General features: G+C 44.7%; 17 protein-coding genes and 1 riboswitch. Of the genes, 8 read left to right on the top strand and 9 right to left on the bottom strand.

Annotation, left to right across the window (positions count from 1 at the left end; all coding sequences use genetic code 11):
- Positions 1-156: 156 nt before the first annotated feature.
- Complete coding sequence (locus DSL64_RS06250) at positions 157-1062, bottom strand: helix-turn-helix domain-containing protein (RefSeq protein WP_115829802.1); 906 nt, start codon at positions 1060-1062, stop codon at positions 157-159.
- 164 nt (positions 1063-1226) lie between these two features.
- On the opposite strand from DSL64_RS06250, the gene DSL64_RS06245 reads away from it, so the two are divergent.
- The 5 genes from DSL64_RS06245 to DSL64_RS06225 all read left to right on the top strand — a co-directional run bounded on the left by DSL64_RS06245 (position 1227) and on the right by DSL64_RS06225 (position 8278).
- A complete protein-coding gene (locus DSL64_RS06245) occupies positions 1227-2210 on the top strand; it encodes an aldo/keto reductase (RefSeq protein ID WP_115829801.1) in 984 nt (327 codons plus the stop codon).
- A gap of 497 nt (positions 2211-2707) precedes the next feature.
- Positions 2708-4237: an ankyrin repeat domain-containing protein gene (locus DSL64_RS06240; protein ID WP_115829800.1), complete on the top strand. Its 1530-nt coding sequence runs from the start codon at positions 2708-2710 to the stop codon at positions 4235-4237.
- 363 nt (positions 4238-4600) lie between these two features.
- Positions 4601-5086: a DUF2271 domain-containing protein gene (locus DSL64_RS06235; RefSeq protein ID WP_115829799.1), complete on the top strand. Its 486-nt coding sequence runs from the start codon at positions 4601-4603 to the stop codon at positions 5084-5086.
- A 5-nt stretch (positions 5087-5091) separates the two neighbouring features.
- Positions 5092-7290: a PepSY domain-containing protein gene (locus DSL64_RS06230; RefSeq protein WP_115829798.1), complete on the top strand. Its 2199-nt coding sequence runs from the start codon at positions 5092-5094 to the stop codon at positions 7288-7290.
- Positions 7291-7396: 106 nt separating this feature from the next.
- Positions 7397-8278: an FAD:protein FMN transferase gene (locus DSL64_RS06225; protein WP_199539335.1), complete on the top strand. Its 882-nt coding sequence runs from the start codon at positions 7397-7399 to the stop codon at positions 8276-8278.
- 4 nt (positions 8279-8282) lie between these two features.
- Here the strand turns inward: DSL64_RS06225 and DSL64_RS06220 are convergent, their stop codons facing one another.
- The 8 genes from DSL64_RS06220 to DSL64_RS06185 all read right to left on the bottom strand — a co-directional run bounded on the left by DSL64_RS06220 (position 8283) and on the right by DSL64_RS06185 (position 19391).
- Positions 8283-9161 (bottom strand): cation diffusion facilitator family transporter, encoded by an 879-nt coding sequence (locus DSL64_RS06220; RefSeq protein ID WP_115829796.1) that lies wholly within the window; start codon positions 9159-9161, stop codon positions 8283-8285.
- 129 nt (positions 9162-9290) lie between these two features.
- Positions 9291-10283, bottom strand: a complete 993-nt coding sequence (locus DSL64_RS06215) for a methylenetetrahydrofolate reductase (protein ID WP_115829795.1) — start codon at positions 10281-10283, stop codon at positions 9291-9293.
- Between the two features lie 44 nt (positions 10284-10327).
- Positions 10328-11599 (bottom strand): serine hydroxymethyltransferase, encoded by a 1272-nt coding sequence (gene glyA / locus DSL64_RS06210; protein ID WP_115829794.1) that lies wholly within the window; start codon positions 11597-11599, stop codon positions 10328-10330.
- A gap of 105 nt (positions 11600-11704) precedes the next feature.
- Positions 11705-12124: a 6-pyruvoyl trahydropterin synthase family protein gene (locus DSL64_RS06205; protein WP_115829793.1), complete on the bottom strand. Its 420-nt coding sequence runs from the start codon at positions 12122-12124 to the stop codon at positions 11705-11707.
- Positions 12125-12184: 60 nt separating this feature from the next.
- Positions 12185-14479 carry a 5-methyltetrahydropteroyltriglutamate--homocysteine S-methyltransferase gene (gene metE / locus DSL64_RS06200; protein ID WP_115829792.1) on the bottom strand — a complete coding sequence of 765 codons (2295 nt, stop codon included), beginning with the start codon at positions 14477-14479 and terminating at the stop codon, positions 12185-12187.
- A gap of 147 nt (positions 14480-14626) precedes the next feature.
- Positions 14627-14830, bottom strand: a riboswitch (cobalamin riboswitch).
- Between the two features lie 275 nt (positions 14831-15105).
- Positions 15106-16218 (bottom strand): PepSY-associated TM helix domain-containing protein, encoded by a 1113-nt coding sequence (locus tag DSL64_RS06195; RefSeq protein WP_115829791.1) that lies wholly within the window; start codon positions 16216-16218, stop codon positions 15106-15108.
- A gap of 87 nt (positions 16219-16305) precedes the next feature.
- On the bottom strand, positions 16306-18675 hold the full coding sequence (locus DSL64_RS06190; RefSeq protein ID WP_115829790.1) for a TonB-dependent receptor: 2370 nt from the start codon (positions 18673-18675) through the stop codon (positions 16306-16308).
- A gap of 296 nt (positions 18676-18971) precedes the next feature.
- A complete protein-coding gene (locus DSL64_RS06185; RefSeq protein WP_374755824.1) occupies positions 18972-19391 on the bottom strand; it encodes a hypothetical protein in 420 nt (139 codons plus the stop codon).
- A gap of 78 nt (positions 19392-19469) precedes the next feature.
- On the opposite strand from DSL64_RS06185, the gene DSL64_RS06180 reads away from it, so the two are divergent.
- The 3 genes from DSL64_RS06180 to DSL64_RS06170 all read left to right on the top strand — a co-directional run bounded on the left by DSL64_RS06180 (position 19470) and on the right by DSL64_RS06170 (position 25518).
- Complete coding sequence (locus tag DSL64_RS06180; RefSeq protein ID WP_115829789.1) at positions 19470-19796, top strand: DUF6660 family protein; 327 nt, start codon at positions 19470-19472, stop codon at positions 19794-19796.
- Positions 19797-19884: 88 nt separating this feature from the next.
- Complete coding sequence (locus DSL64_RS06175; RefSeq protein WP_115829788.1) at positions 19885-24210, top strand: CusA/CzcA family heavy metal efflux RND transporter; 4326 nt, start codon at positions 19885-19887, stop codon at positions 24208-24210.
- A 3-nt stretch (positions 24211-24213) separates the two neighbouring features.
- Positions 24214-25518 carry an efflux RND transporter periplasmic adaptor subunit gene (locus DSL64_RS06170; RefSeq protein ID WP_115829787.1) on the top strand — a complete coding sequence of 435 codons (1305 nt, stop codon included), beginning with the start codon at positions 24214-24216 and terminating at the stop codon, positions 25516-25518.
- Positions 25519-25645 lie beyond the last annotated feature (127 nt).

Below are 25645 nucleotides of genomic sequence, written 5' to 3'. Positions count from 1 at the left end.
CTTTTTGGTAGCAACCCTTGAAGAGGGTTGAACAGTACGTATCTGTTGATCGTATGCCCGGCGATTCAACTCCTGACGGAGATGTGCAATTTGATTGTTTGCTCCGCATACCCCGGGTTTCACCCGGGGCTATGCATGTTGAACCCTGCGGGCTCCTCAATTCAAATTTGCAGTTGTCCGATACTGATTCGGCGTTTGCCCAACGCGTTGTTTGAAGAGTCTCGTAAAGTGTTGTGGATATTTGAAACCCAGCTCAAAGGCAATTTCGTTCACGGTTTTGTTCCTGTCAAAAATCCTTTCTTTGGCGGCTGATATAACTTTATTCTGAATGTAGTCCTGAGCAGTTTGTCCGGTTTCCTTTTTGATCAGATCACCAAAATAATTAGCAGATAAGTTCAGTTCTCCCGCAAAGTAAGCTACCGAAGGAAGACCTAAATTCTGTGGTTTATCTGCGAGGAAATAATCGGTCAACAGTTGTTCGAAGCGCTGCAAAACGCCGGAGTGTACCGTTTCCCGGGTAATAAACTGACGGTCATAGAAACGGGAGCAATAGTCCAGAAACAATTCAATATTAGAAACGATCAGCTTTCGGCTATGCTTGTCAATGGCCTGTTCCAGTTCGTAGCTGATTTTTTCAAGGCAATCCAGCACGATCTGCCGCTCGCGTTCAGAGATATGCAATGACTCATTACTTTGGTACGAAAAGAAATGGTAATCGTGGATACGCTGCTGCATAGAGGTACCATGAAGCAGATCCGGATGGAAGACTAATACATGACCCTGAGGCTGATACAATTCGCCGTCATTTTCTACGCTGACGACCTGCCCGGGCGAGAAGAAAACGAGCGTTCCTTCCTGGTAATCGTAGAGCTGTTTCCCGTAGCGCAAGTCGCCACAATGAATGTCTTTCAGGAAAACAAAATACATCCCCAGATACATATTAATCATACGGCGCTGGTCGGCTTTCGACAAGTCTACGACTGTTACCAAAGGGTGTAGTGTTGTATGTTGGTTGAAAGCATTGTATTGACTCACCGAGTCAAATCTTTTTATATCTTCCATTTCATAATTCTGGTTAGTAGAATATAAAGTTAGTGGATTCTTCAGGTGTTTTTCAGATACAGCTTTCAAATCAGGAATCGTGGTAGATATATCAGGAATATGTGTAATTAAGATGGTGTAACGGCGGACGAAATTTGCAGTGTGTTAGTTTAACCAACAAAATCATGGAAAAACGTAAGTTAGGAATTAATGGCCCGGAAGTTTCAGTGTTGGGACTGGGCTGCATGGGGCTAAGTTTTGGTTATGGTCCTGCAACAGATAAAAATGAAGCTGTTCAGTTTATTCGGTCAGCATACGAACGCGGTGTCACTTTCTTTGATTCGGCAGAAGCCTACGGACCTTATACAAATGAAGAAATGCTTGGAGAGGCACTTGAACCTTTCAGGAAAGAAGTGGTGATTGCTACCAAATTCGGATTTGCACAGGGACAACCCAATTTGGGATTAGACAGTCGTCCTGAAAATATACGTGCTGTTGCTGAAGCTTCTTTAAAAAGACTCAGAACGGATGTAATTGATTTGTTTTACCAGCACAGGGTTGATCCCAATGTACCTATCGAAGAGGTAGCAGGTACTGTCAAAGAGCTCATTCTGGAAGGTAAAGTGAAGTATTTTGGAATGTCGGAAGCAGGAGCTGCTACCATACGACGTGCCCATGCGATACAGCCGGTCTCAGCTTTACAAAGTGAATATTCGCTTTGGTGGAGAGAACCGGAAGAAAATGTGTTCCCTACACTGGAAGAGCTGGGTATTGGTTTTGTACCATTCAGCCCGCTGGGCAGAGGATTTCTGACAGGGAAAATCAATGAAGACACCACATTTGATAAGGATGATTTCCGGAATATCGTCCCTCGTTTTTCAGAAGAAAATCGCAAAGCTAACCAGGGATTGGTAGAGCTGCTTGGCAAAATAGCTCAGGAAAAAGAGGCAACTTCTGCACAAATCGCTTTGGCCTGGTTGTTGGCTCAAAAACCATGGATTGTTCCTATCCCGGGAACCACCAAACTACATAGATTAGAGGAAAATCTTGGAGCGGCTCGCGTTACACTTTCTGAAATCGACCTTGTAGCTATCGGTGACATACTGGCAAGGATAAAGATACAGGGAGTCAGGTATCCTGAAGCACTCCAGAAAAGTGTTGGGAAATAGGAGAGCAGTTTGCTGGTGACACGTTCTGGAAGGGATTTAATTAGTTTGGTAACCTTACTGCTGACAGCTTCATTTCAGGTTAAGAGTATAAACACAACGTATTACACAAAACACGGTCAAGCCAACTACGGGTTTGCCGTGTTTTTTTAGTTAAAAAGGCCTCAGTTGCATTTGAACTTGTATAAAATCTGTTACTCATTGTGACTTATCCCGATATTTACCCTTATTTTTGCCAGTGATTTAGAAATAGTCAAGATAAGGATTGTTGCATACACAAAGTCAGCTTGCTATCGAAATTTAAGTAAAAAAGTGGAGTTGTCTTTAAACCTCCTAATGATGAAGTTGTCACATGAAGCATTGAACCAATCCTTGGTGAATGTAAAAGGGCGGAGGAAGGTTAGGTTTTCGGCATCCTGTTGATTTCGGGTTTAACCTTTATTTTGGAATATTGATTGTAATTAATTTAAATAAATAAAAGCTAAACATCTAACTTAAAAATGAAAAAAATCATACTTACCGGCTTACTCTTCGCAGCTCTACAAGCAAACGCTCAACAGGCTAATACTTTAATGAGCCCTGACTTCTGGAAAACGAAACCTAGTGTAGAGCAGGTAAAAGCAGAAGTTGCGAAAGGAAATAGTCCTTCAAAACCTGATGCAGCATCCTGGGATCCCACGGCAAGAGCCATTTTGAACGGTGCCCCACTGGAGACCATTAAGTTTATGGTGGAGCAGGAAGGAAATGGTGTAAAGAAAAAAACGCACCACAGTGCCTCATATCTGCACTGGGCAGCTTCAAGGGGTAATGCGGAACTGGTAACTTATCTGATCGAAAAAGGTTCGGATGTGCATTTGACGGATAGCCATGGTGCGAGTGTAATCGGCAATGCGGCTGCAAACGGAAATCAGGATAAAGGGGTGTATGAAGCATTGTTCAAAGCTGGTGTTTCTCCAAAAACAAAGTATGAAAATGGTGCTACGGTATTGATGTTGGGCGTAGCTGCTGATCCTGATCTTACACTCACAGATTATTTTATCTCGAAAGGTCTTTCGATTACTGATAAAGACGAATACGGACGTACGGTTGCCGACTATGCAGCCAGATCGGCAAACAAGGAATTGATAGAAAAGTTGATTAAGCGGGGCGTGAAACCGACAGGCAATGCGTTGTTCTTTGCTTCGCAGGGTTCAAGAATGTCAAGTGCTGGTATTGATACATACAAATACCTTGTGGAAACTTTGAAGCTGGATCCGAAAACGATCAGCAAAAAAGAAGGTAGTACTGTTTTGCACAACCTGATCCGCCGTCCCAATCCGGAAATCCTTGCCTACTTTATTGACAAAGGTGTGGATCTTAACAAGGCTGATAATGAAGGAAATACATTATTGATTTTGGCCTCTTCGGGCAGAGATATTGAGTTGATTGAGAAGACTTTATTGCCGAAAACAAAAAACATTAATGCTGTAAATGAAAAAGGCGAATCGGCTTTGACAAAAGCAATCGCGGGCGGATCCTCTGAAGTAGCAGCGTTGTTGCTGAAAAACGGAGCGGATGTGAAAGTATTGGATAAAGACGGAAACAACCTGGCTTATCACTGGTTTGACTCATACAGAGCAGGCGGTCCGGGTGCTGGTGGTCCTGGTGGCCAGGGTAGTGGAAATGGAAGAGAACGTGCCGAGCAGGAATTTGATAAGAAACTGGAGATTCTGAAAGCGGCCGGTCTGGATGTTTCGGCTCCGCAGAAAAACGGAAGTACATTATATCACTTAGCGGTGGCAAAGGATAATGAAAAGTTGCTTCAGAAGGCCTCAACATTGGGTGCGAACATCAATGCGCAGGATAAAGAAGGTGCAACTCCTTTGCACAAGGCAGCTTTGACAGCTAAAAGCGATAAAATCCTGAAAACGCTTATCGCGTTGGGCGCAAAAACGGATCTTAAAACAGAATTCGGTGAGACGGCTTATGACCTTGCCAAGGATAATAATTTCCTTGCAGACAACAAAGTGACGCTGGATTTCCTGAAGTAGTTTTGGTTTGGTTGTGCTGAATATCTGATATTCAGCACAACCAAATTATTACGGACGTTTTATTACGGTGCTCTGCACCTTTATTCGTCGCTAGCTATTTATCTACAAATAGTATGGCGCTCTGCGCCTGAATTGAAGATGCACCTTATTTTTTGTAAAAGAATGGTTATTACAGCAGATTCAAGGCGCAGAGTGCCGGAATATTTGTAGAGAGTTGGATATTGTGTGTAATGTAAGGTGCAGCGCACCGAAATCTGTCAAGCGGGGGCACAGGTAATATGATTTTCCCTCGTTACATCTGCCATATCTTATACTTCTCCGGGTCTTCCCAAACAATAATTGAAAAAATTGAAAAACCATCCAATGAAGCATTCTTTGAAACTCCTTTTTTCCTTACTATTTATATTACTTTTTGCTGCTAATTCATTTGCCCAAACCAGTAAATACAAGTGTCTTGTGCAAATGAACAGCTACACCGGCGAAGCGGCTTACGTGATCATCTCGCTGATCAATCCGCAGGGCGCTTACGAGAAAACTTTGTACGTGTTGGGACCTGATAAACAATGGTATAACACCTTGAAAGAATGGCACAAATACCAAACTAAAACCAAGGCAAAGTTGAGCGCCGTTACAGGTGCATCTATCGCTGGTGGCGACAGAGCCGTGAACGTAATTGAGATAGAAGATGCCAAACTCAACAAAGGATATAAACTAAGATTTGAGTCGGCAGTAGAAGAGCAGAAATACCACGTAAAAGATCTTGAAATTCCTTTGACAACAGAAGGTCTGGCCGAACGAGCGACAGGAAGCGGATATGTCCGCTTTGTGAAACTCAGTAAAGTGCAGTAATTCTGATGACGCTTTCTATCTGGAGGTATGCACATTTAGCCCTTGCTTTTGTTTCTACACTGTTTTTGATCATTCTTTCAGTAACAGGGGTCATTCTTGCGTTCGACGCAGTGAATGAAAAAACACCTGGTTACCGGATTGAAGATGTTGATAGCATCAGTCTGGCGGCGTGCATACCGGCTTTAAGCAAGGTATATCCCGAGATTATGGAGTTGTCGGTTGACCACAACCAGTTTGTGACGATTGACGCTACCAATGAAGATGGGGATCATGTAAAGGCTTATATCGATCCGCGGGATGGAAAAGTGCTGGGTCCCATTGTGCCAAAGAGCAGTTTTATACAGTGGAATATTGCCCTGCACCGTTCTCTGTTTCTGAAAGAAACCGGGCGAATTGCCGTAGGAATTGTTTCCTTTTTGTTGTTTCTGATTACCATCAGCGGAGTTATCCTGATCGTCAAACGACAGCAGGGAGTACGCCATTTTTTTGCAAAAATTAATCGTGATTTCTTCTCGCAATATTTCCATGTAGTCAGTGGCAGACTTTTCCTGGTTCCGATTCTGGTTATTTCACTTACAGGTACTTACCTTTTTATGGTGAGGATAGGTCTGATGAATCAGGAAGAGCAGAAACCTGTTGTAACCGAACAATCTGGCGAAGCAATTCCTTTGGAGAAAACGAAGTTTCCTATATTTCAGCAAACCAAATTAGCTCATGTTGAGAAGATAGAATTCCCTCTGATGGAAGACGACCCAGAGGAGTTTTTTATCCTTAAACTTCGGGATAAAATCATCAATGTAAATCAGATTGACGGTTCTGTTGCAGAACAGACATCCATCGCCAAAACAGTGGTGTTTGAGAAACTGAGTCTGGATTTGCATACGGGTCGAACCAATATCATTTGGGCGGTTGTATTGGGCTTTGCTTCGCTGAATATTCTGGCATTTATCTACACCGGATTTGTAATGACTTTCAAGCGAACGAGAACGAAGGTCAAGAATAAGTTTAAAGCAGAAAACGCAGAAATTGTAGTGCTCGTAGGAACTGAGAATGGCAGCACTTTATTCTTTGCCAATCAGATCCACCAGCAATTGCTCTCAGACGGAAAACGTTCTTTCATAGCTGAAATGAATCAGTATCGGGCTTATCCCCAGGCGCAGCATCTGATTATTTTTACATCGACTTACGGGTTAGGTAGTCCGCCTGCAAATGCCACACATTTTACAGATCTGGTAAGTAAAATAAATCAGCAACAGGATATTTTATTCAGTGTAGTGGGTTTCGGCTCAAAGGCGTATCCGGACTTCTGTGAATTTGCCAAAGACGTGGATCAGCTGCTGGAAAAGCAGGAATGGGCCAAGCGCTACCTGAACCTGTATACGGTGAACGATAAGTCTCCGGACGAATTTGTGAAATGGGTACATGCCTGGAGTGAAAGATCGTTGACTGCATTGGCCACTGCTCCTGCGTTGTATACAGAAAAACAGGTAGGTCTGAAAACGCTGAAGGTGGTTGAAAAAACATTGGTAAGCGACGACAATTCCACTTTTAAAATCATACTTGCTCCGCAGTCTCGTAGTGATTTTCAGTCGGGGGATTTACTGGCGATTTACCCGGCTTCTGACAGCCGCGAGCGCTTTTATTCCATTGGTCAAAATGATGGAAGAATACAGTTGATGGTGAAGCTTTACGAAAATGGATTGGGATCAGGTTACCTATATAACCTGGAATTAAATGGCAAACTGAAAGCGCGTATTGTACAAAATTCCGCTTTCCATTTTCCAAAGAAAGCGCCCGCTGTTGCCATGATCGCGAATGGTACAGGTATTGCGCCGTTTTTGGGAATGATCATGAATAACAGGGATGCTATTCCGGTGAGAATGTATGCCGGATTCCGGTATGATAATGAGCTGACAGCACAATACCGGCAGTTTTCAGCTGATGAAATCGCACAGAAACATCTGGAGAGTCTTAATTTTGCCTATTCGCGTGGAAATGAACCACAATATGTGATGGATCTGATCAGAAAAGATGCTCAGTATTTTGCTGATTTGCTGGCAAATGAAGGGGTAATCATGATCTGTGGTTCTTTGAAAATGCAGAAGGATGTAGAAATTTTGCTGGAAGAACTTTGTCTGTCAAAAAATAACCAGACGCTCAGTTTTTATAAGAATCGAAATCAGCTCATGACCGACTGTTACTAATATGAGTAAGAGACGATGTTTCGGAATACTTTTAGGGAGCATACTATTTTTAGTATGCTCTTTTTCCTGTTTTGCACAGGTGCTCGTAAAACGACAAATGATGCAAATGGGCTCATTGTTTGACATCAGTGTGGTGGCCAAAGACTCTGTTCAGGCAAGGATGGAGATCGATCAGGCCGTTGCCGAAATGGAAAGAATTGAAAATCTGATCTCTGAATGGCGCCCGCAAACACAGGTTTCCGAAGTAAATAGAAATGCAGGGATACGGCCTGTCAAAGTAGATAGGGAAGTTTTTGAGCTGACTAAAAGGGCGATTAGCTATTCGGAAATGTCTGGCGGAGCGTTTGACATCAGTATTGTTGCCATGGATAAAATCTGGCTGTACGATGGCAGTATGACGCAGATGCCTGATTCTCTTGCGGTGCGAAAATCGGTGGAGAAAGTGGGATTCGAACACATTGTTCTGGATAGTGTCAATTCCACTATTTATCTGTCCCGACATGGTATGAAAATCGGATTTGGCTCCATCGGCAAAGGCTATGCTGCAGATAGAGGACGTGCAATTTTGCGGGCAAACGGGGTAAAAGGAGGAATTGTAAATGCATCGGGTGATCTTTCAGCCTGGGGAGAGCAGGTCAACAGGAAACCATGGAATATCGGTATTACGAATCCTTTTAAAACCAGAAAACTGGTGAAAGTTCTAAAAATCAGAAATGCTTCTGTAGCGACCTCCGGAAGCTATGAAAAGTATGCGGAAATTGATGGTAAACGCTACTCACACATCATTAACCCCAGGACAGGCTATCCCTCTACCGGACTTACGAGTGTAACTATTATTGGTCCCGGCGCCGAATTTGCCAATGCGCTGAGTACTTCTATCATGGTGTTAGGTGCAGAAGAAGGACTCAAATTGATCAGACGATTTCCGGAGTATCGGTATGTTTTCCTGACTGATACCGGAAGGATAATTCGGAGTGCTAAACTCTGAGTACTTACTTGTCAGGTTCAATATGAATGAGGATATTTCCCAGCTCCGGAAAGTTTTTTCTAAGGCGGTCCTGTAGCTTGTGGGAAAGTATATGTCCATCCCGAACCGGAATGTCGCCGTCTACAATAGCATGGAGTTCAATATGATAAGTCAATCCGGCCTTTCTGATCCAGCATTTTTCTGTGCCCAAAATACCTGGCTCTGTTACAGACACCTCACGTATCTGCTGTTCGAGTTCGTCATAAAGATTTTCATCCATGATCTCAGCCAGCGCAGGCCTGAAAATGGAGTAACAATTATAAAGGATAAATGCAGCAGCAAAAAGTGCGGCCCAGTCGTCGGCCGACTCGTAGCCTTTGCCCATGATACAGGCAAACGAAATGCCAAAGAAAGCGGCCACCGAAGTAATAGCGTCGCTACGGTGGTGCCAGGCATCTGCCTTTAATGAGGAACTGTTGGTCTCTTTGGCTCTGGCCATCACTTTTCGGAAAGAATATTCCTTCCATGCAATGATTAGAGCAATAATCGCCAATGTCCACGGCTCTGGTAAGTCGTGGGGTGTGCGGATATTTTGAATGCTTTCATAGGCAATAACTACTGCCGATAAAATCAGGAAGCCAGCTACCAGAAAGGTGAAAAGCGGTTCAGCCCGTCCGTGTCCATAAGGGTGATTGCTGTCGGCCGGTCTGCTGGTATATTTTAGTCCGAAGAGAACAAGAATCGAAGCGAAAATATCTGCAGTTGATTCAATAGCATCAGCAACCAGAGCATATGAATTACCAAAATACCCTGCAGCGCCTTTTATGATCGCCAACCCCGCACTGCTGAAAATGCTGAAATAAGTGGTACTGATTGCCTTTTCGTGCGGGCTGGTTTCTGGCATGGGAAATATAATAACAATTGCTCCTTGGCAGACAAAAGTACCATTTTAACACCGGTTTGAAAATTTTCTCAAAGCGGATAAGCGGGTCGTGCGAATTTTTTATGGGTTTTACTGACTCCTGTTCTAAAGTCAGACGTATAATCCCGATTTTAAAGTGCTTTCAACAGTTCGCAAATCGGAATCTGACGAAGCTTTTCTTATTCCTTTATTTATCAGCATTTTTGCTATCGAATTGGCCATGTCGATAGACGCCTCAATTTCAGTTTTACGAATGGCTACACTTTCAATATTAAACCCGAAAGGAATAGCGTGTTCCACACAGTAGGCAGTAAGTTCTGCAGCTATATCCAGGCAAATTTGTACAGATTTTCCAAGCATATCCTCTTCTGCCAGCAGTTCTTCCTTAGTTTGCGCAGGTACATGAATCCCCAGCCATTCCATAAAACTGAGCGTTTTGGGAGAGCCGCACGCAGTAATCGTGAATATGATAGTAGGCGGGGCTATTTGTTTGTTTTCGCAACTGATAGCCAAATCCTTCACAACCTGCTTTGCATAAGCAATATCAAAAACACACTGAGAGATAAAGTAGGAGACACCGCTATCCATTTTGTCAAGCATTCTGACATCTTCATCTTTGAGTACTTCATGCCTTTCAGGAATAGTAACAGCACCGATTACCGATGTTTCCTGATAGGCCTCCCAGATTTTATAAGCCTCTGGCAAACTTGTTTTTACCGGAAAATCCGGAGCAGGTACACCCACAAATACAGGGTGAAACTGATGTGTATGAAGTTGTTGAAGCCATTTCGAAAGCTCATCTGCAGAAAACTTGCCGGCAGGACGATAGATAATCTTTGGCACTTGTAATGCACTCAGATGCTGCGAAGCAAATGTAAACGGATCCAATGCATTGATAAAGGGAAATGGCCTCTCCTCCTTGGTTCGTGCCGATTCATCCTGTACATCGTACACTACAAGTGCATCTATATCAAGTGACGACAAACGATCAACGGTCTTTTGCGCAATTTCTTCAACCCGTTCAGTAATTGTACGGGCTTTTGGAGGTGTAATGCCGTAAAGCATCACACCCGATTCTCCTGATTTAATTTTTTGTAAAAACATGATAATGCTTCTGTAGTCGGCTTCTTTTTTCTCGTTATCCGGTACTATTTGTATAATGGGTTGGCAGCCATCATCGTATGTACCTCCGTTTTTATTCTCTTTAATTCTGATTCATTTTCGGGATTGGAAATTACAGCGTCAATCAACTCCACAATCTTTTCCATCTCTTTTTCTTTCAAACCTCGTGTGGTGATAGCAGCAGTTCCGATGCGTATTCCTGATGTTACGAAAGGGGATCTGTCGTCGTAAGGAACCATATTTTTGTTTACTGTAATCTCTGCCGCTCCCAAGGCATTTTCTGCTGCTTTACCCGTTATGTTCTTGTTTCTTAGGTCGATCAGCATCAGGTGATTATCTGTTCCTCCTGAGATAATGTTGTAACCCAGGCTGATCAATGTATTCGCCATCACTGCCGCATTCTTTTTCACTTGCGAAATATATTCAAAATATTCTTCACTAAGTGCCTCCTCGTAAGCAATAGCCTTGGCTGCAATGATATGTTCCAGTGGGCCGCCTTGTGTACCAGGGAAAACAGCCATGTCCAGAATGGACGACATTTTTTTGAGCTCACCCTTTGGCGTGGTTTGTCCGAAAGGATTTTCAAAATCTTTGCCCAGCATAATCATTCCTCCCCGTGGACCACGCAGTGTTTTGTGAGTTGTGGTGGTAACGATGTGGCAATGCGGTAACGGGTCGGCAAGCAAACCTTTGGCAATCAGACCGGCAGGGTGGGAAATATCCGCTAACACCAACGCACCAATTTCATCAGCCACATTTCTGATAAACTGATAGTCCCAGTCGCGGGAATAGGCCGAGGCTCCACAAATGATCATTTTGGGTTTCTCTCTTAATGCTACTTCTTCAAGTTGTTTGTAGTCGACCAAACCTGTTTCCCGACTTACACCATAAAAGAAAGGCTGGTAATTTTTGCCGGAAAAATTTACGGGCGATCCGTGTGTGAGGTGCCCGCCGTGGGAAAGATCAAAACCCAATATTTTGTCACCTGGCTGTAAAGTCGCCAGGAAAACAGCTGTATTGGCCTGTGCGCCTGAGTGTGGCTGTACATTTACCCACTCAGCACCGAAAAGCTCTTTGGCACGGTTGATGGCAATGCTTTCGATTTTGTCGACTACCTGACATCCACCATAATAACGTTTGCCGGGTAAGCCTTCGGCATATTTGTTGGTCAGGGCTGAGCCGGCTGCCTCCATGACCTGCTTACTGACAAAGTTTTCGGACGCAATCAGTTCAATACCTGTTTCCTGACGATCCTGTTCCTCATTGATTAAGCTAAATATAAGTTCGTCTCTTTTCATGTAGAATAGTTGGTTTAATGTTTATTTTTTAGCAGTAAGCAGTTGGCTATCAGTTATGACCTGGTCGGGATTTTGCCCCAAATGCTGATTGCTTTCTATCAGTATTTACTGTCCGAAATATTCTGCCGAATTATTCTCAGTCTCATGCAGCCTGACAGAGTGCATAAACACGCCTTCACAGGCTTCAACAGGTTTTTTTAATTGATGGAAAATCTGCGCACAGAGCATTTCTGTAGTCGCCATTTTACCTTTCATAAAATCGACATCCAGGTTCAGGTTTCTATGATCCACTTTTTCAATCACATATTCCTTAATCATTTTTTTTAGCTCTTTCAAATCAATCAAATACCCCTTTTTATCGTCGATTTCACCCTTCACGGTTACGAAAAGCGTGAAGTTGTGCCCGTGCCAGTTTGGGTTGGCGCATCTGCCAAATACCTCCTCATTCTTTTCTGCACTCCACTCTTCACGGTACATTCTGTGCGCGGCGTTAAAAGTCTCCCGGCGTGTGACATGTATAAGCATAGATAATGGTGTAAGTCAGAAAGAGCAAACAGGATTGCCTGCCCTTTCAGTGCTATTCAATCAGGCTTCGATATTGATCTGTACACGGGCCTGCTTCGCAGAGGCGACCATGTTTTCAAGTGCTGCTTTTGTTTCCGGCCATTTACGTGTTTTCAAACCACAGTCAGGGTTCACCCACAGGTTCTGAGCTGGCAGTAAGTCTGCGGCTCTGGTCAGCAAGGAGGTCATTTCTTCGGTAGTCGGTACCCGTGGCGAGTGAATGTCATAAACGCCCGGTCCGATTTCATTCGGATATTCAAAATGAGCAAATGCCTGTAAAAGCTCCATTTGAGAACGCGACGTTTCAATCGTAATTACATCCGCATCCATGGCAGCGATATGTTCTATAATGTCATTAAATTCACTGTAACACATGTGCGTGTGAATCTGAGTCTTGTCCTGCACGCCGCTTGCCGTGATTCTGAAAGCGCTTACAGCCCAATCCAAATAGTGCGGACGTTTGGCTTTGCGCAACGGCAGGCCTTCGCGAATGGCCGCTTCATCAATCTGAATAATACCGATACCTGCTTTTTCCAAGGCCAGTACTTCGTCGTGTATAGCAAATGCGATCTGGTTGGTTGTCACTTCCCGCGGCTGGTCGTCGCGGACAAATGACCATTGCAGAATCGTCACCGGACCTGTCAGCATTCCCTTCATCGGTCTGTCGGTTTGTGCTGCCGCAAAAGTGCTCCAGCGAACAGTCATGTCGGCAGGACGGCTCACATCTCCATAAATAACCGGTGGTTTCACACAGCGGCTGCCATAGCTTTGTACCCAGCCATTTTTGGTGAACAGAAATCCGTCGAGCTGCTCTCCAAAGTATTCCACCATGTCATTACGCTCAAACTCGCCATGCACCAGTACATCCAGATCAATTTCTTCCTGCCAGCGAATAGCATCAATGGTGGCCTGTTCGATTGCTTTTTCGTATGCTTCAACAGTCAAATCACCCTTTTTGAACCTGGCGCGCAGCTGACGGATCTCGTCTGTTTGCGGGAAGGATCCTATGGTTGTCGTTGGGAAGGCAGGTAGGTTAAAACGCTTACGCTGTATTTGCTGGCGTACCGGAAAGGCGCTTGCACGCTGAGAGTCTGCCGCTGTAATCGCTGCTACCCGCTCTTTCACTACCTGTTTATGCACCTTTTGAGACAAGCGTCTGCTGGCGATAGCAGCTTTGTTGGTTGTTAGTAAAGCGTTATTTCCTTGCGTGATTTGTTTCAGCTCGTTCACTTCACTTAGTTTCTGCTTTGCAAAGGCCATCCAGTTTTTGATTTCCGGATCAATTGCTGTTTCCAGATCAAGATCAATCGGGCTGTGAAGCAAAGAGCATGAAGGAGCGATGATTACTCTGTCAGCCCCCAGTTTATCGATGGCCTTGTTGATTTGCTCCAGTGATTTTTCGTAGTCGTTTTTCCATACATTACGCCCATCAACTACTCCTACGGATAAAATAAGCTGTTCGGGAATCAATGTAAGCACTTCGTTCAGCTGATCCGCGGCGCGAACCAGATCGATATGTAGTGCCTGAACGGGCAGATTCACTGCCAGGGAAGTATTGTCCAATAACGCTTCGAAGTAGGTGGCTACCAATATTTTGACACCCGTTACCTGAGCGGCAATGCTACGGTAAGCGTATTCAAAGGCTTCTTTTTCTTTTTTAGAAAGATCAAGTGCAAGGGTTGGCTCATCCAGCTGGATCCATTCTGCACCTAATCCTGCGAGGCGGCTAATAATCTCAACATAAACAGGTACCAGTTTTTCAATAAGATCAACTCTTTCGAAACCCGCTTCTTTTTCTTTTCCGAGTAGCAGGTAGCTTATGGGCCCCAACAATACTGGCTTCGCTTTTTTCCCTACAATCTGTTTGGCCTTTGTGTATTCGTTGAAGATATTTTCATTTGAAATCCGGAACTGCTGATTTGCTTTAAACTCCGGTACAATGTAGTGGTAGTTGGTATCGAGCCATTTGGTCATTTCCATGGCTGTAATGTCCAGACCGTTCTTCTGATAACCACGTGCCATAGCAAAATATACTTCGAGCTCATTGTTTGTTTGAGCAAGAACAGCCTCGTAACGTTCCGGTATCACTCCTAATAAAAGGCTGATATCTAATGTCTGATCATAAAAACTGAAATCGTTACAGGGGATGAGATCAATTCCGGCATTCAGTTGTGTTTGCCAGTTTTCTTCCCTGATTTGTTGAGCAACACTTTGAAGTTCAGTTGCTTCAATTTTTCCTGCCCAAAATTGTTCAGAAGCTTTTTTGAGTTGTCTTTGTCCACCAATCCGCGGGTAGCCCAAATTTTGTGTTAACATTTCTCTGACTGTTTAATAAAAAAATAGTTAAAAATGTTTTGCACAACCGGGCAATGGTTCGGGAAATGAGTACGCCAAGCAACAAGCAGCCATGTGAATGGTCGCGTGTTTTGTAATAGCAGACTCGTGTTTTATTCCGCGAAAACATTGTCCATCTGGTAACAGGCAGGTATCCTGGCTCATAACCTGCCGTTCGTCCTTCCCAATCGGAAGATCAGTGGACATACTTTGAACGACAGTGGGGATGTTACATACAGTTGCGCGACAGCTCGTGTTACTTACCGCATCGGCGGTCCTAACGATTCCCTTTTAATCCCGACTTTCATCGGAAACCAATTCCAGTGTTATGTAAAAGAACAAATGATTAGTCGATTAACAGGACTAAAAATCTTTACAAATCTATATATAAAGATTTTATTTCTACATTGAAGCATATTTAAAGGATAAAAAATCTATTGATATAGGTTAAATACCTTTTAATGATCTTTTGGCGGATTTGTAGCGTGAGGAAATAGATAATTAATCTGGGGCGGATCAGAGAAGAGATTGATGTAGCTGCGGAGATTGTGGAAACAGGCCCAATCTGACATCCTGGAATAGTCTGATTGAGCCTGTAGTTGCAGGTCTTATCTTGTTGGTTTTTGTTTGCTAACCCTCCGCCACCAAAGCATAAAACCGGTAATAGAGAGCAGTCCGGGGGTAAGTCCAACGATTACATAAAGAATTTTCACAGCAATTCCGCCAAAATTGCCCACATGTAAAGGAAAGAAAGTGGCTTCTATCTGATCTGATAAGGGCTTTTCGCTCAAACGATTGATTTCAAGTATTTCGCCACTTTGCTGGTTTATACGCACCGCGTTTCCGCTACCCCAAATTTTCAGCTGGCCATCTGCATACCCTCTCACTTCGAACTTGCGTTGGGGCTGAGTCGGTAGATACACATAGGTAGGTTCGAGGCTCGGTAGAGCGTTCTTTGCTTTTTTATACATATCATCGGCGGAGGCCGACATCAGCGTATTGGGCTTGGTGGGGATCAACTCATTTTGCCATGTTTTTGCTTTGAAGGCAAACATGTTCAGCCAGAATCCGGTGAAGAAAATAATCATGTTGATCAGCGAAGACCATACGCCGACAATACGGTGAAGATCGGAGCTGATGGTTCGCCAGTTCTTTTTGTTTATACCGATGCGAAAAGTAAGCACCTTCCAGATCATTTTCTTGTAAACGATAGCGCCCGTAATCAAAGAAATCAACATGGTAATCCCGAAAATGGCCGTGAGCGCAGCTCCCGGAATTCCAAGTTGGAAGCTGAAATGAAATTGTAAAAGCCATTCTATAAAGCTGGGCGTAAACGCACTTGAAGGTCCTTCGCGTAGAATTTTGCCGGTATATGGGTCTATAGAGATCAGCGCCAGGTCGTAGGTGAATAACCGGGTATCATTAAAATAGATTCTGAAATTATAGGCCTCATCGGATTTTGCATCAGGATTGAGCCAGGCAATGCCGTCCAGATTCGGGTAGCGGCTGGTGATTGTTTCATAACATTGTGAGAGTGCCTGATCAGGTTTCTGATTCAGAGACGACACACGGAGTAAATCCTTGTTCAGAAATGCATCCAGTTCTGTTCTGAAAACAAGAATGGAGCCGCTCAATCCCAACAAAATCAGGAATATCCCCGTCACCAATCCAAACCAGCTATGCAGCTTGAACAGAGCTCTTTTAATTGATGTTTTACCCATAATTCAGTTCGGTAATATTATTTTTCAGGTTCATGGTTTGGAATACGATATTAAAAATCAGGGCATTTGATGCCCTGATTTTCGACTTTACCAGATTTGATAGCTGATACCAATTCTTACATTAAAAGGATCACCAAGTCCGGCTGTGGTCATACCCGAGCGGCTTCCGGTGAAATAATGTTTATTGGTAAGATTATAGGCGTTCACCTGAATCACGTACCTGTTGCGGTGGTAGGAGAGGGCCGCATCAAAAACAGTGTACTCAGGAAAAATAAAATTCTGGTTGCTCAGTAAGCCCACCTGATTGCTTACATAGCGCATTCCTGCTGCTGCTCCCAAGCCTTTCAGTATTCCTGAAGTCAATGTATATTTTCCCCAGAAATTGACCTGATGTTTTGGCGCGTTGGCGAACCGGTCACCTTTTTTTCCATAGGAGCTTGTACTTACCAAGACGTGCTCATTGAAGGCGTAACCGGCAATGAGGTTTAGTCCCTTCAGATTTCCTGTCAGAGAAAACTCTGTTCCTCTGCTGCGGGTGCCGTCAATGGCGGCCTGGCGGTGTGAGTTTTCTTCGGTTGGTGCCGCGGTTAGAATATTGGCGTAGTTGATCTGATACAAAGATAAACTTGCGGATAGCCGGTTGTCTATTAAATCCGCTTTGGAGCCGATTTCATATTGGGTCGACTGTCTTGTAGGGAACGGGCCTCCCGAAAGTATATTATTCGAAGTCTGAGGGTTAAATGATTTCAGATAAGAACCGTAAACAGATACATTTTTTACAGGAAGGTACACCACACCGACTCTGGGAATCCAGCCGGACGCTTCCAGTTCATCGCCTTGTTTTCCGTCTCTATCCGACAATGGTGTTTCCTTTCCGCTGTATGAGTCATAACGAAGTGACAAAAGCACTTTCAATTTCTCACCCACACTCACCTGATCCTGAATATAGCCTCCGATTAGATTGGTAATCCGCTTGTTGTCATCCGATTCATCAGCAGGTATAGATGCATCCGGTATGCTTCCTGTATAATCCGGATTGAGAATCGAAATCCTTGTAGAGCCTTTGTATTGATAGTCATTTTTAGTCCAGCCATACCGATTGTAATCAATCCCTGCAACAATCTGATGACCCAGAAGACCTGTTTTTGCTGTATAAGTAGCATAAGCTGTTGTTTGCAAACTGAATCTGTCTGTTTCCCAGTCCTGATATCCGCGACTGATCGAATCGTTGCGGATTCTGCCAACCGGAATATGGTCGGTATAGTCAAGTGTATTTCTTACGGCACGTTGCACAACGGCAAGTTTCAGGTTCTGACTCACCTGATGATTGAAACTCAGCGTGGCAGACGCATTATGCGTTTTACCATAATCTGTCGGGCTTTGGATCGTCAGGTGATTAGGATAATAATTGAAATCAAAAGTGCCATCAGGTCTGGAATAGATGTAACTTCCATTGTCATATTGATGTACTGCTTTCTGATAAGCGTAGTTTACCTCCAGATTCAGGGAAGTATTGCCGTTGACCAGATAGGTCAGAGACGGAGCAATGAACAAATTCTGTTTATCCTGATCGTCCCGGAAACTTTTGGAACGGTCGTAGCCTACGATGGCACGGTATAGCAGTTTTTTATTTTGAGTAAGGGGGCCGGTGAAATCGACCGACGCGCGTCTGAAAGCCCAGCTTCCCAGAGACAAATCAATGCTTGCTCTCTTCTCTGGCAAAGGCTGTTTGGTAATAAAATTGACAACACCACCCGGGGAACCTTCACTGAACAATGCACCAGACGGTCCGCGAAGCAATTCTACCGACTCCACATTGTAAAGCAAAGGCTGCTGACTCCATAAGAAGAGGTTGCCACGGATTCCATTGTAAAGCAAAAAACTGGCGTCATTAGGAGAGTAAGCTGTAAAGCCACGCATTTGAAACGACCCGTTACCATTATTGGCTTTCATGCCGGTGAATGTGCCTGCAATTTCATTCAGTGTAAATGCCTGCCGGTCTTTCAGAACTTGGGAGCCAAGTACCTGCACCGATTGCGGTGTCGATAGCAGAGGTGTATTAAGGCGTGTTGATGTACCCGATGCCAATACCTGGTAGCGGTTCTTGCTGGTTGTGATTACCACTTCTTTGAGTTCCTGTTTGCTCTCGGAGAGCTGCAGGCTGAGATATGCATTTTTGCCTTTTGTAATACGGAGGCTTTGCGTATGAGCCGTGTAGCCAATATTGGATACTGTCAAAACGTAGGAGCCAGGCGTGATTCCGGAAAGGGTAAATTCACCATCTTCGTTTGTGGATGTACCCAAAGTGGTGTTTCGAAAAGTGACCGACGCACCCGATACAGGGAGTTGGTCTATATTGACAATTCGTCCGCTTACTGTGCCCTGTTCCGACTGGGCGTTTGCGAGTTGTTTGTTCAATATTACGAACAGAAAAAGGAAAATATATCTTAGTTTCATTGGAAATAACGCGGGTAAAAGCCAGCCACAAACAACCTGATTTGCAGCCGGATGAATAAAAAGTAAAGTTGGACAATACAGAACGATCCTGCTTGCTGACAATATTGGTCAGGTGAGGACGGTTCTCTTCAGGACGTGGCTTATTGAACACATCACTGCTTTATCCATGCAAAATCTGAAATACAATTGCTACAGGGAAAAAGCTTACGTACAGCCACAGGCAAACAGATCGGTCCTATTGAAAACCCAAAAAATCTGAAGAGAATAGTTCTGTAAATTCCGAAAATGATAGTGGCTTAAGCCAGACAGGGAGGAGGAACAGTGACTGACAAGTGCGCCTGATAGGCCGTCAGTTTATAGGCAAAGCTAAGCTCAGGATTCCGGCAAAAAGCGCTTTGTGAAAATTGAAAAGAAATAACAGGAGATGCAAAAAGCTGAACGATAGGTAAATTTTGAACCTTGTCGCTGGTTTGCTGGTCCTGTTTTTCCTGCTGCGCTTTGAGTCTTTTAGCCAGGTCACAATGTCCGTTACAATGCAGCTCAGGTTTGTCGCGGTTTTCGCAGAGCACTCTGGTGATATATTCTTTATTGATCTGGTAGTAAGCGATGGTGCCCCACTGACTGAGCGTCGGCAGGAGCGTTGAAATAAGCCATATATAAAGCAGAGTACCTCGCATCGTATTGGCTGCAAAGATAGCTACGGTTTCTTTTCCCAAACAATGCGTGTACGCATAAGATTTTTAATTTTTCTTTTTGCCTACCTGTTGCATGTGGGTTCGCTATATCTTTGCCCCATGAAATTATCGCTGATCATATTGGCTTTGTACATCGGAATCCTGTCTTGCTTTCCCTGCCAGGACGGTGCCGTTCATTTGCCTTATGAAAAGGGTGTTTCTTTAGAGGCAACCCACAACGAGCCGGAGCACCCGGAACATGGTGGTGATTACTGTTCTCCCTTATGCATTTGCTCCTGCTGTGCTACGGTAACGATGCCTCCGATGCTTTTCGGGTTTTCGCTGCCTGCGTCTTTACCTGTTACTCCGGAGAAATCTTTTCAATACAAAGCTTCATTTGATCAGCCCAATGCCGGGCTAATCTGGCAACCTCCGCGTCTGGTTTAACCTGTTTCGTTTTCAGTTTGGTTTGTCCTGATGGCTACATGTGAGCCACTGGCATGCTACATCTGTACACTTTTCATGTTAAATTAAAATGCTGGATAGAATCATATATTTTTCGATCCGCAATAAGCTCGTCGTGGGTATTTTTACCCTGGGGCTTGTTGTGTGGGGGCTTTGGAGTGCGTCCAACCTGCCGGTGGATGCAGTGCCCGATATTACCAATAACCAGGTGCAGATCATTACGCTGACACCTACGCTGGCAGCTCAGGAAACCGAGCAGCTGGTTACTTACCCCATTGAGCAAAGCCTGGCCAATCTGCCCGACCTTGTTGAAATGCGATCCATTTCACGTTTCGGGCTTTCTGTCATTACAGTTGTTTTTGAGGATGATATCGACATTTATTTTGCCCGTCAGCTCATCAATGAAAAACTCAAAGAGGCAGAAGAAAAAATCCCGAAGGGGATCGGTACACCCGAACTGGCACCTGTAAGTACCGGGTTGGGGGAAGTGTATCAATACGTCATTCACCCCAAAAAGGGTTCTGAAAACAAATATTCCGCCATGGACCTGCGCACCATGCAGGACTGGATCGTAGCACGCCAGCTGTATGGTACCAAGGGAGTAGCGGAAGTGAACAGTTTCGGTGGACTTCTGAAACAATATGAAGTAGCGGTCAATCCTCAGAAGCTGAAAGGTATGAACGTGGCGATTACGGATGTGTTCACAGCATTGGCTAAGAATAATGAGAATACCGGCGGTGCCTATATTGATAAAAAGCCCAATGCTTATTTTATCCGCGGCATTGGGTTGGTTTCTTCGCTGGATGATATCAGGTCCATTGTAGTTAAAAATGTGAATGGGATTCCTGTGCTTGTGCGCGATGTGGCAGAGGTACGTTTAGGGCATGCCGTTCGGTATGGGTCAGTGACTTATAACGGAGAAAAAGAGGTTGTAGGTGGGATTGTCATGATGCTCAAAGGTGCTAACAGTGCAGCCGTGGTGGAACGCGTGAAAGAGAAAATGCTGACCATTCAAAAGTCGTTGCCTGCTGATGTAGTAATTGAGGCATATCTGGACAGAACCGATCTTGTGGACAGGGCCGTCAATACCGTAAAAACCAACCTGATAGAGGGGGCGCTCATTGTAGTGCTCGTGCTTGTCTTGTTTTTGGGGAACCTGCGTGCTGGTCTGATTGTAGCTTCCGCTATTCCGCTTTCGATGCTTTTTGCCCTTGGTATGATGAATACATTTGGTGTTTCTGCCAACCTGATGAGTCTCGGGGCAATTGACTTTGGCTTGATTGTGGACGGGGCGGTGATTATCGTAGAAGCTGTGCTTCATCATTTGGCGCTGAGGAAAACCACCCGGCGGTTGACTCAGGATGAAATGGATCAGGAAGTGTACGATTCGGCATCTAAAATCCGCAGTAGCGCAGCCTTCGGGGAGATCATTATCATGATTGTCTATATTCCGATCCTTGCTTTGGTGGGTATTGAAGGTAAGATGTTTGGACCCATGGCGCAGACCGTTTCGTTCGCAATTCTCGGCGCTTTGATTCTTTCACTTACTTATATCCCGATGATGTCTGCCCTTGTTCTGCCTAAAACTCTGTCAGATAAAAAGACACTTTCCGACAAGATGATGGATCGCATACAGGCTTCTTATCAACCCCTGCTTACCTGGGCAATCCGTTTTCGCATCGCAGTTGTTTCTACGACTGTGGCCGTGTTTGCGTTGGCTATTTTCCTTTTTTCAAGAATGGGCGGAGAGTTTATTCCGCAGTTGGAAGAGGGTGATTTTGCATTTCACTGTATCCTGCCACAAGGCACTTCGCTTTCACAAAGTGTAGAAACCTCCATGCAGGCCAGCCGGATTATCAGGTCATTTCCTGAGGTGAAAATGGTTGTCGGGAAAACAGGCAGTGCCGAAGTACCGACAGATCCGATGCCTCCGGAAGCGACCGATCTGATTATCTTGTTAAAGCCCAAAGGTGAATGGACCACTACCAAAAGTTACACTGAACTGGCCGGTAGGATGGAAGAGAAACTGCAAGAAATTCCCGGTGTGTTTTTTGAAGCGAATCAGCCGATTCAAATGCGTTTTAATGAGTTGATGACCGGTGTACGGCAGGATGTTGCGATTAAGGTATTCGGTGAAAATATAGATACACTGGCTGCTATTGCGCCTGAAATTGCGCGTGTTATACAGTCGGTAGAGGGAGCAACAAGCCCGCAGGTGGAACGTACAACCGGTTTGCCGCAGATTACCATTCAATATGACCGCGCCAAAATTGCTGGTTACGGGATGAATATTGAAGATATCAATCGTACTGTTCGTACTGCATTTGCCGGTGAAGCTGCGGGTGTGGTGTTTGAAAATGAACGAAAATTTGATCTTGTTGTCCGGCTCGATAGCGCCAACCGCTCTTCAATTGAGGACGTAAGTGACTTGTTCGTTGCCATGGCCGATGGCACACAAATCCCGTTGTCACAAGTGGCTTCTGTGTCCTTTAAGGAAGGTCCGGCGCAGATCAGCCGGGAGGACGGAAAGCGCAGGATCGTAATTGGGTTCAACGTCCGTGGCCGTGATGTTCAAAGCGTGGTGGAAGATATTCAGACTAAACTTTCCGACACGAATCTACTGCCGACAGGTTATTTTATTACCTATGGCGGAACTTTTGAAAATCTTCAAAAGGCATCTGCACGTTTGATGATCGCCGTTCCGATCGCTCTCGCACTGATTTTCCTGTTGCTGTACTTTACTTTTGGTTCTTTTAAAGAATCATTGCTGATCTACACTGCAATCCCTATGAGTGCGATCGGAGGAGTGTTTGCGCTTTTGCTTAGGGATATGCCGTTCAGTATTTCGGCTGGCGTTGGCTTCATCGCATTGTTTGGTGTAGCGGTGTTGAACGGCATTGTGCTGATCAGTACTTTCAATCAGTTGGAAAAATCAGGTTTTGATCAGCTTATTCCGCGTGTGATAGAAGGCACGAAGATGAGGCTCAGACCGGTTTTGATGACGGCCACGGTAGCATCATTCGGATTTTTACCTATGGCATTTTCTGCCGGAGCGGGTGGGGAAGTGCAGAAGCCACTTGCCACGGTAGTTATCGGCGGATTGGTTTCGGCCACTTTTCTGACACTGGTCGTGCTACCTTTGCTCTATATACTTTTTAACAAGTCCAAAGGTAAAATATCAGGATCTTCCGCGGCAGTGATTGCCGTGATCATGCTATTATTGACCGCCGGAAATGCCAGTGCTCAGGATAGGAATAGTATCGGCGAAAGAGTTCATATAGATCAGCTGATTAATGCAAGTAGCGGTAACCTAGAACTGGAGGTAAACCGGCAGGCTGTCAGACAGGGTGAATACCAGGTGAAATCTGCAGGATTGATTCCTAAAACAGGAATATTCGCTGAGAATGAGGATTTAAGGCCGACTGATAGCAAAGGTATTCTGAAAATCGGTGTATCGCAGACCCTGCCATGGCCTGGTTTGTATAAAGCCCAGAAAAATGTATATCAAAAGCAACTTGAAGCTACGAAGATTAACGGCACGGTGATTGGTGCAAATCTGAAAAGAGAGGTGCGATCGGTATATTATGAGCTTTGGTACCTGCAGGACAAAGGGAAATTGTTCCAGAGTCTGGATAGTATTTATGCTGCCTTAAACCAGGCTACCATTCTTAGGGTGCATACAGGAGATGCTCCGGGATTGGATAGTGTAGCCTCCAGTGCCAGAGCACGTGAGCTGAAAGCCTTTATCGCACAGAATATCAATGAAATACAGATACAGCAGCGGTTGTTGATGCAATTACTGAATACGACGGTTGCGTATCTTGCTGCCGATAGCGCGCTTGCAAAGTTGCCTGAGCCTGAGCAGAACAATGCGGTTGCTCACCCGTTACTGGACTTGCAGAAGCAAAACATTGCCATTGCCGGTGCAGGAGTTTCAGTGGCAAAAAATGAAAACAAACCTGATTTTTCCGGCCGTTTTTTTTCTCAGCGGTTGTATGGTTTGAGCGATCCGTTTACAGGTTTTTCCGTAAGTGCGGCCTTTCCATTATTGGGAATAAACGCTTATAAAAATCGGGTCAATGCGGCAAAGGCCGAAGTAGACCTGCAAGAGAAACAGTTGGTTTACAATGAGCAACTGTATCTATCACAAAGCGAGCAGACATACCGGGAAGTGGAGAAAAACAAAACATTGCTCCAATACTACGAAACTACCGGGCTCTCTCAGGCAGCTGTAATCATCAGGTCGTCCACGTTGGCTTACCGTCAGGGGGAAATCAGTTTTGCAGAACTGTCGCAGTTTTTAACCCAGGCGATCGATATCCGGCGCAACTACCTTGATAGTCTGAATGCTTATAACCAGTCCGTGATCCGGTTCAATTATTTTCTGAATAGATAAAAAATGAAAAAGATATTAGTAATAACCAGTTTGCTTATGTCAGTATATCTGTTTTCCTCGTGTAAGGGAGAGAACGGTACTCAGCAGAAAGAAAGTGAGAAAACTGAGCAGCATGGCGAGGAGGAGGGACATGAAGAACATGAAAGTCCGAATACGGCCAGTCTGACTGCTGCACAAATTAAAAGTATAGGCGTGGAGATGGGCGTCATTGAGGAGAAGGAGCTCACAGCTGCTTTGAAGGCGAATGGTACACTCAAAGTCCCCAACCAGAACCGGGCAACCGTAAACACATTGTATAGCGGTGTTATACAGACCATACTTGTTCAGCCCGGAGATGCCGTGAAGAAAGGCCAGGTCATTGCCACGTTGGCGAATCCTGATTTTATGCGGTCGCAGGAAGAATTTGTGTCCGTAAATGACCGTATTACACTGGCCGAAATTGAATATAACAGGCAGAAGGAACTTTCGGCGGGTAACGCAGGAGCACTTCGGAACTTTCAGACAGCCGAAACGGAGCTAAAAACACTCAGGACACGCCGGAATACATTGAGCCAGCAAATCCAGCTGATGGGTATTGACCCGACACGGATCAGCAGTGGTAAGCTTGTTTCCACCTTGTCTGTAAAAAGTCCGATTGCTGGTGTGGTGAGTAATGTTGTGGCGCAGATTGGTAGCTTCGCAGATCTGACTACTCCGATTGCTGAAATTGTGGACAACAGTCAGTTACACCTGGATCTGTATGTATATGAAAAGGATCTTCCCAAGCTGCGCAACAACCAGATCATCCATTTCACGCTCACAAATGCACCTGGAAAAGAGTACGATGCCCGAATTTTCTCCCTGGGTTCGTCCTTCGAAGGAGAGAGCAAGGCGGTGTCGGTGCATGCCAAGGTGATGGGCAATAAATCGGGGCTGATAGATGGAATGAATATTACGGCAGCGGTAAGTTTGGAAAAAGCAACGGTTCCTGCTGTACCTACCGAGGCGATTGTAAATCACCAGGGACTCGATTATATTTTTATAGTTTCTGATGCCCATGGAGAGAAAGAACATCTCAAAGAAGGACATTCACACGAGGAAGGCGCTCATGATCACGAAGATGGGCACGAACACGGGGAGTCTGAAAAACCGGCAAATGGTGCCGATGTTATTTTTGAAAAAATTCCTGTAGCGAAAGGTACCACCGATATAGGTTATACCGAAATCACTCTCTTGAAACCCATTCCTCAGAACGCCAGAGTAGTTGTGAAGGGAGCATTTTTTGTTCTTGCCAAAATGAATAATGCAGGAGGGGAGCACGCGCATTGATGAAAGAAGGAAACCGTTGGCAGATTAACTGCTGACGGTTTCTGAATAACTCGTGATCAGGATGGGTAGGAACAGTTCTCAGGTATTTGGAATACAATATATCTGTATGTGCTTCGTACTTGTTTTG

The organism is Dyadobacter luteus (genome assembly GCF_003383615.1).
In the GTDB taxonomy this organism is placed as follows: Bacteria; Bacteroidota; Bacteroidia; order Cytophagales; family Spirosomataceae; genus Dyadobacter; species Dyadobacter luteus.
This window is presented reverse-complemented; position numbering and strand designations above follow the sequence as displayed.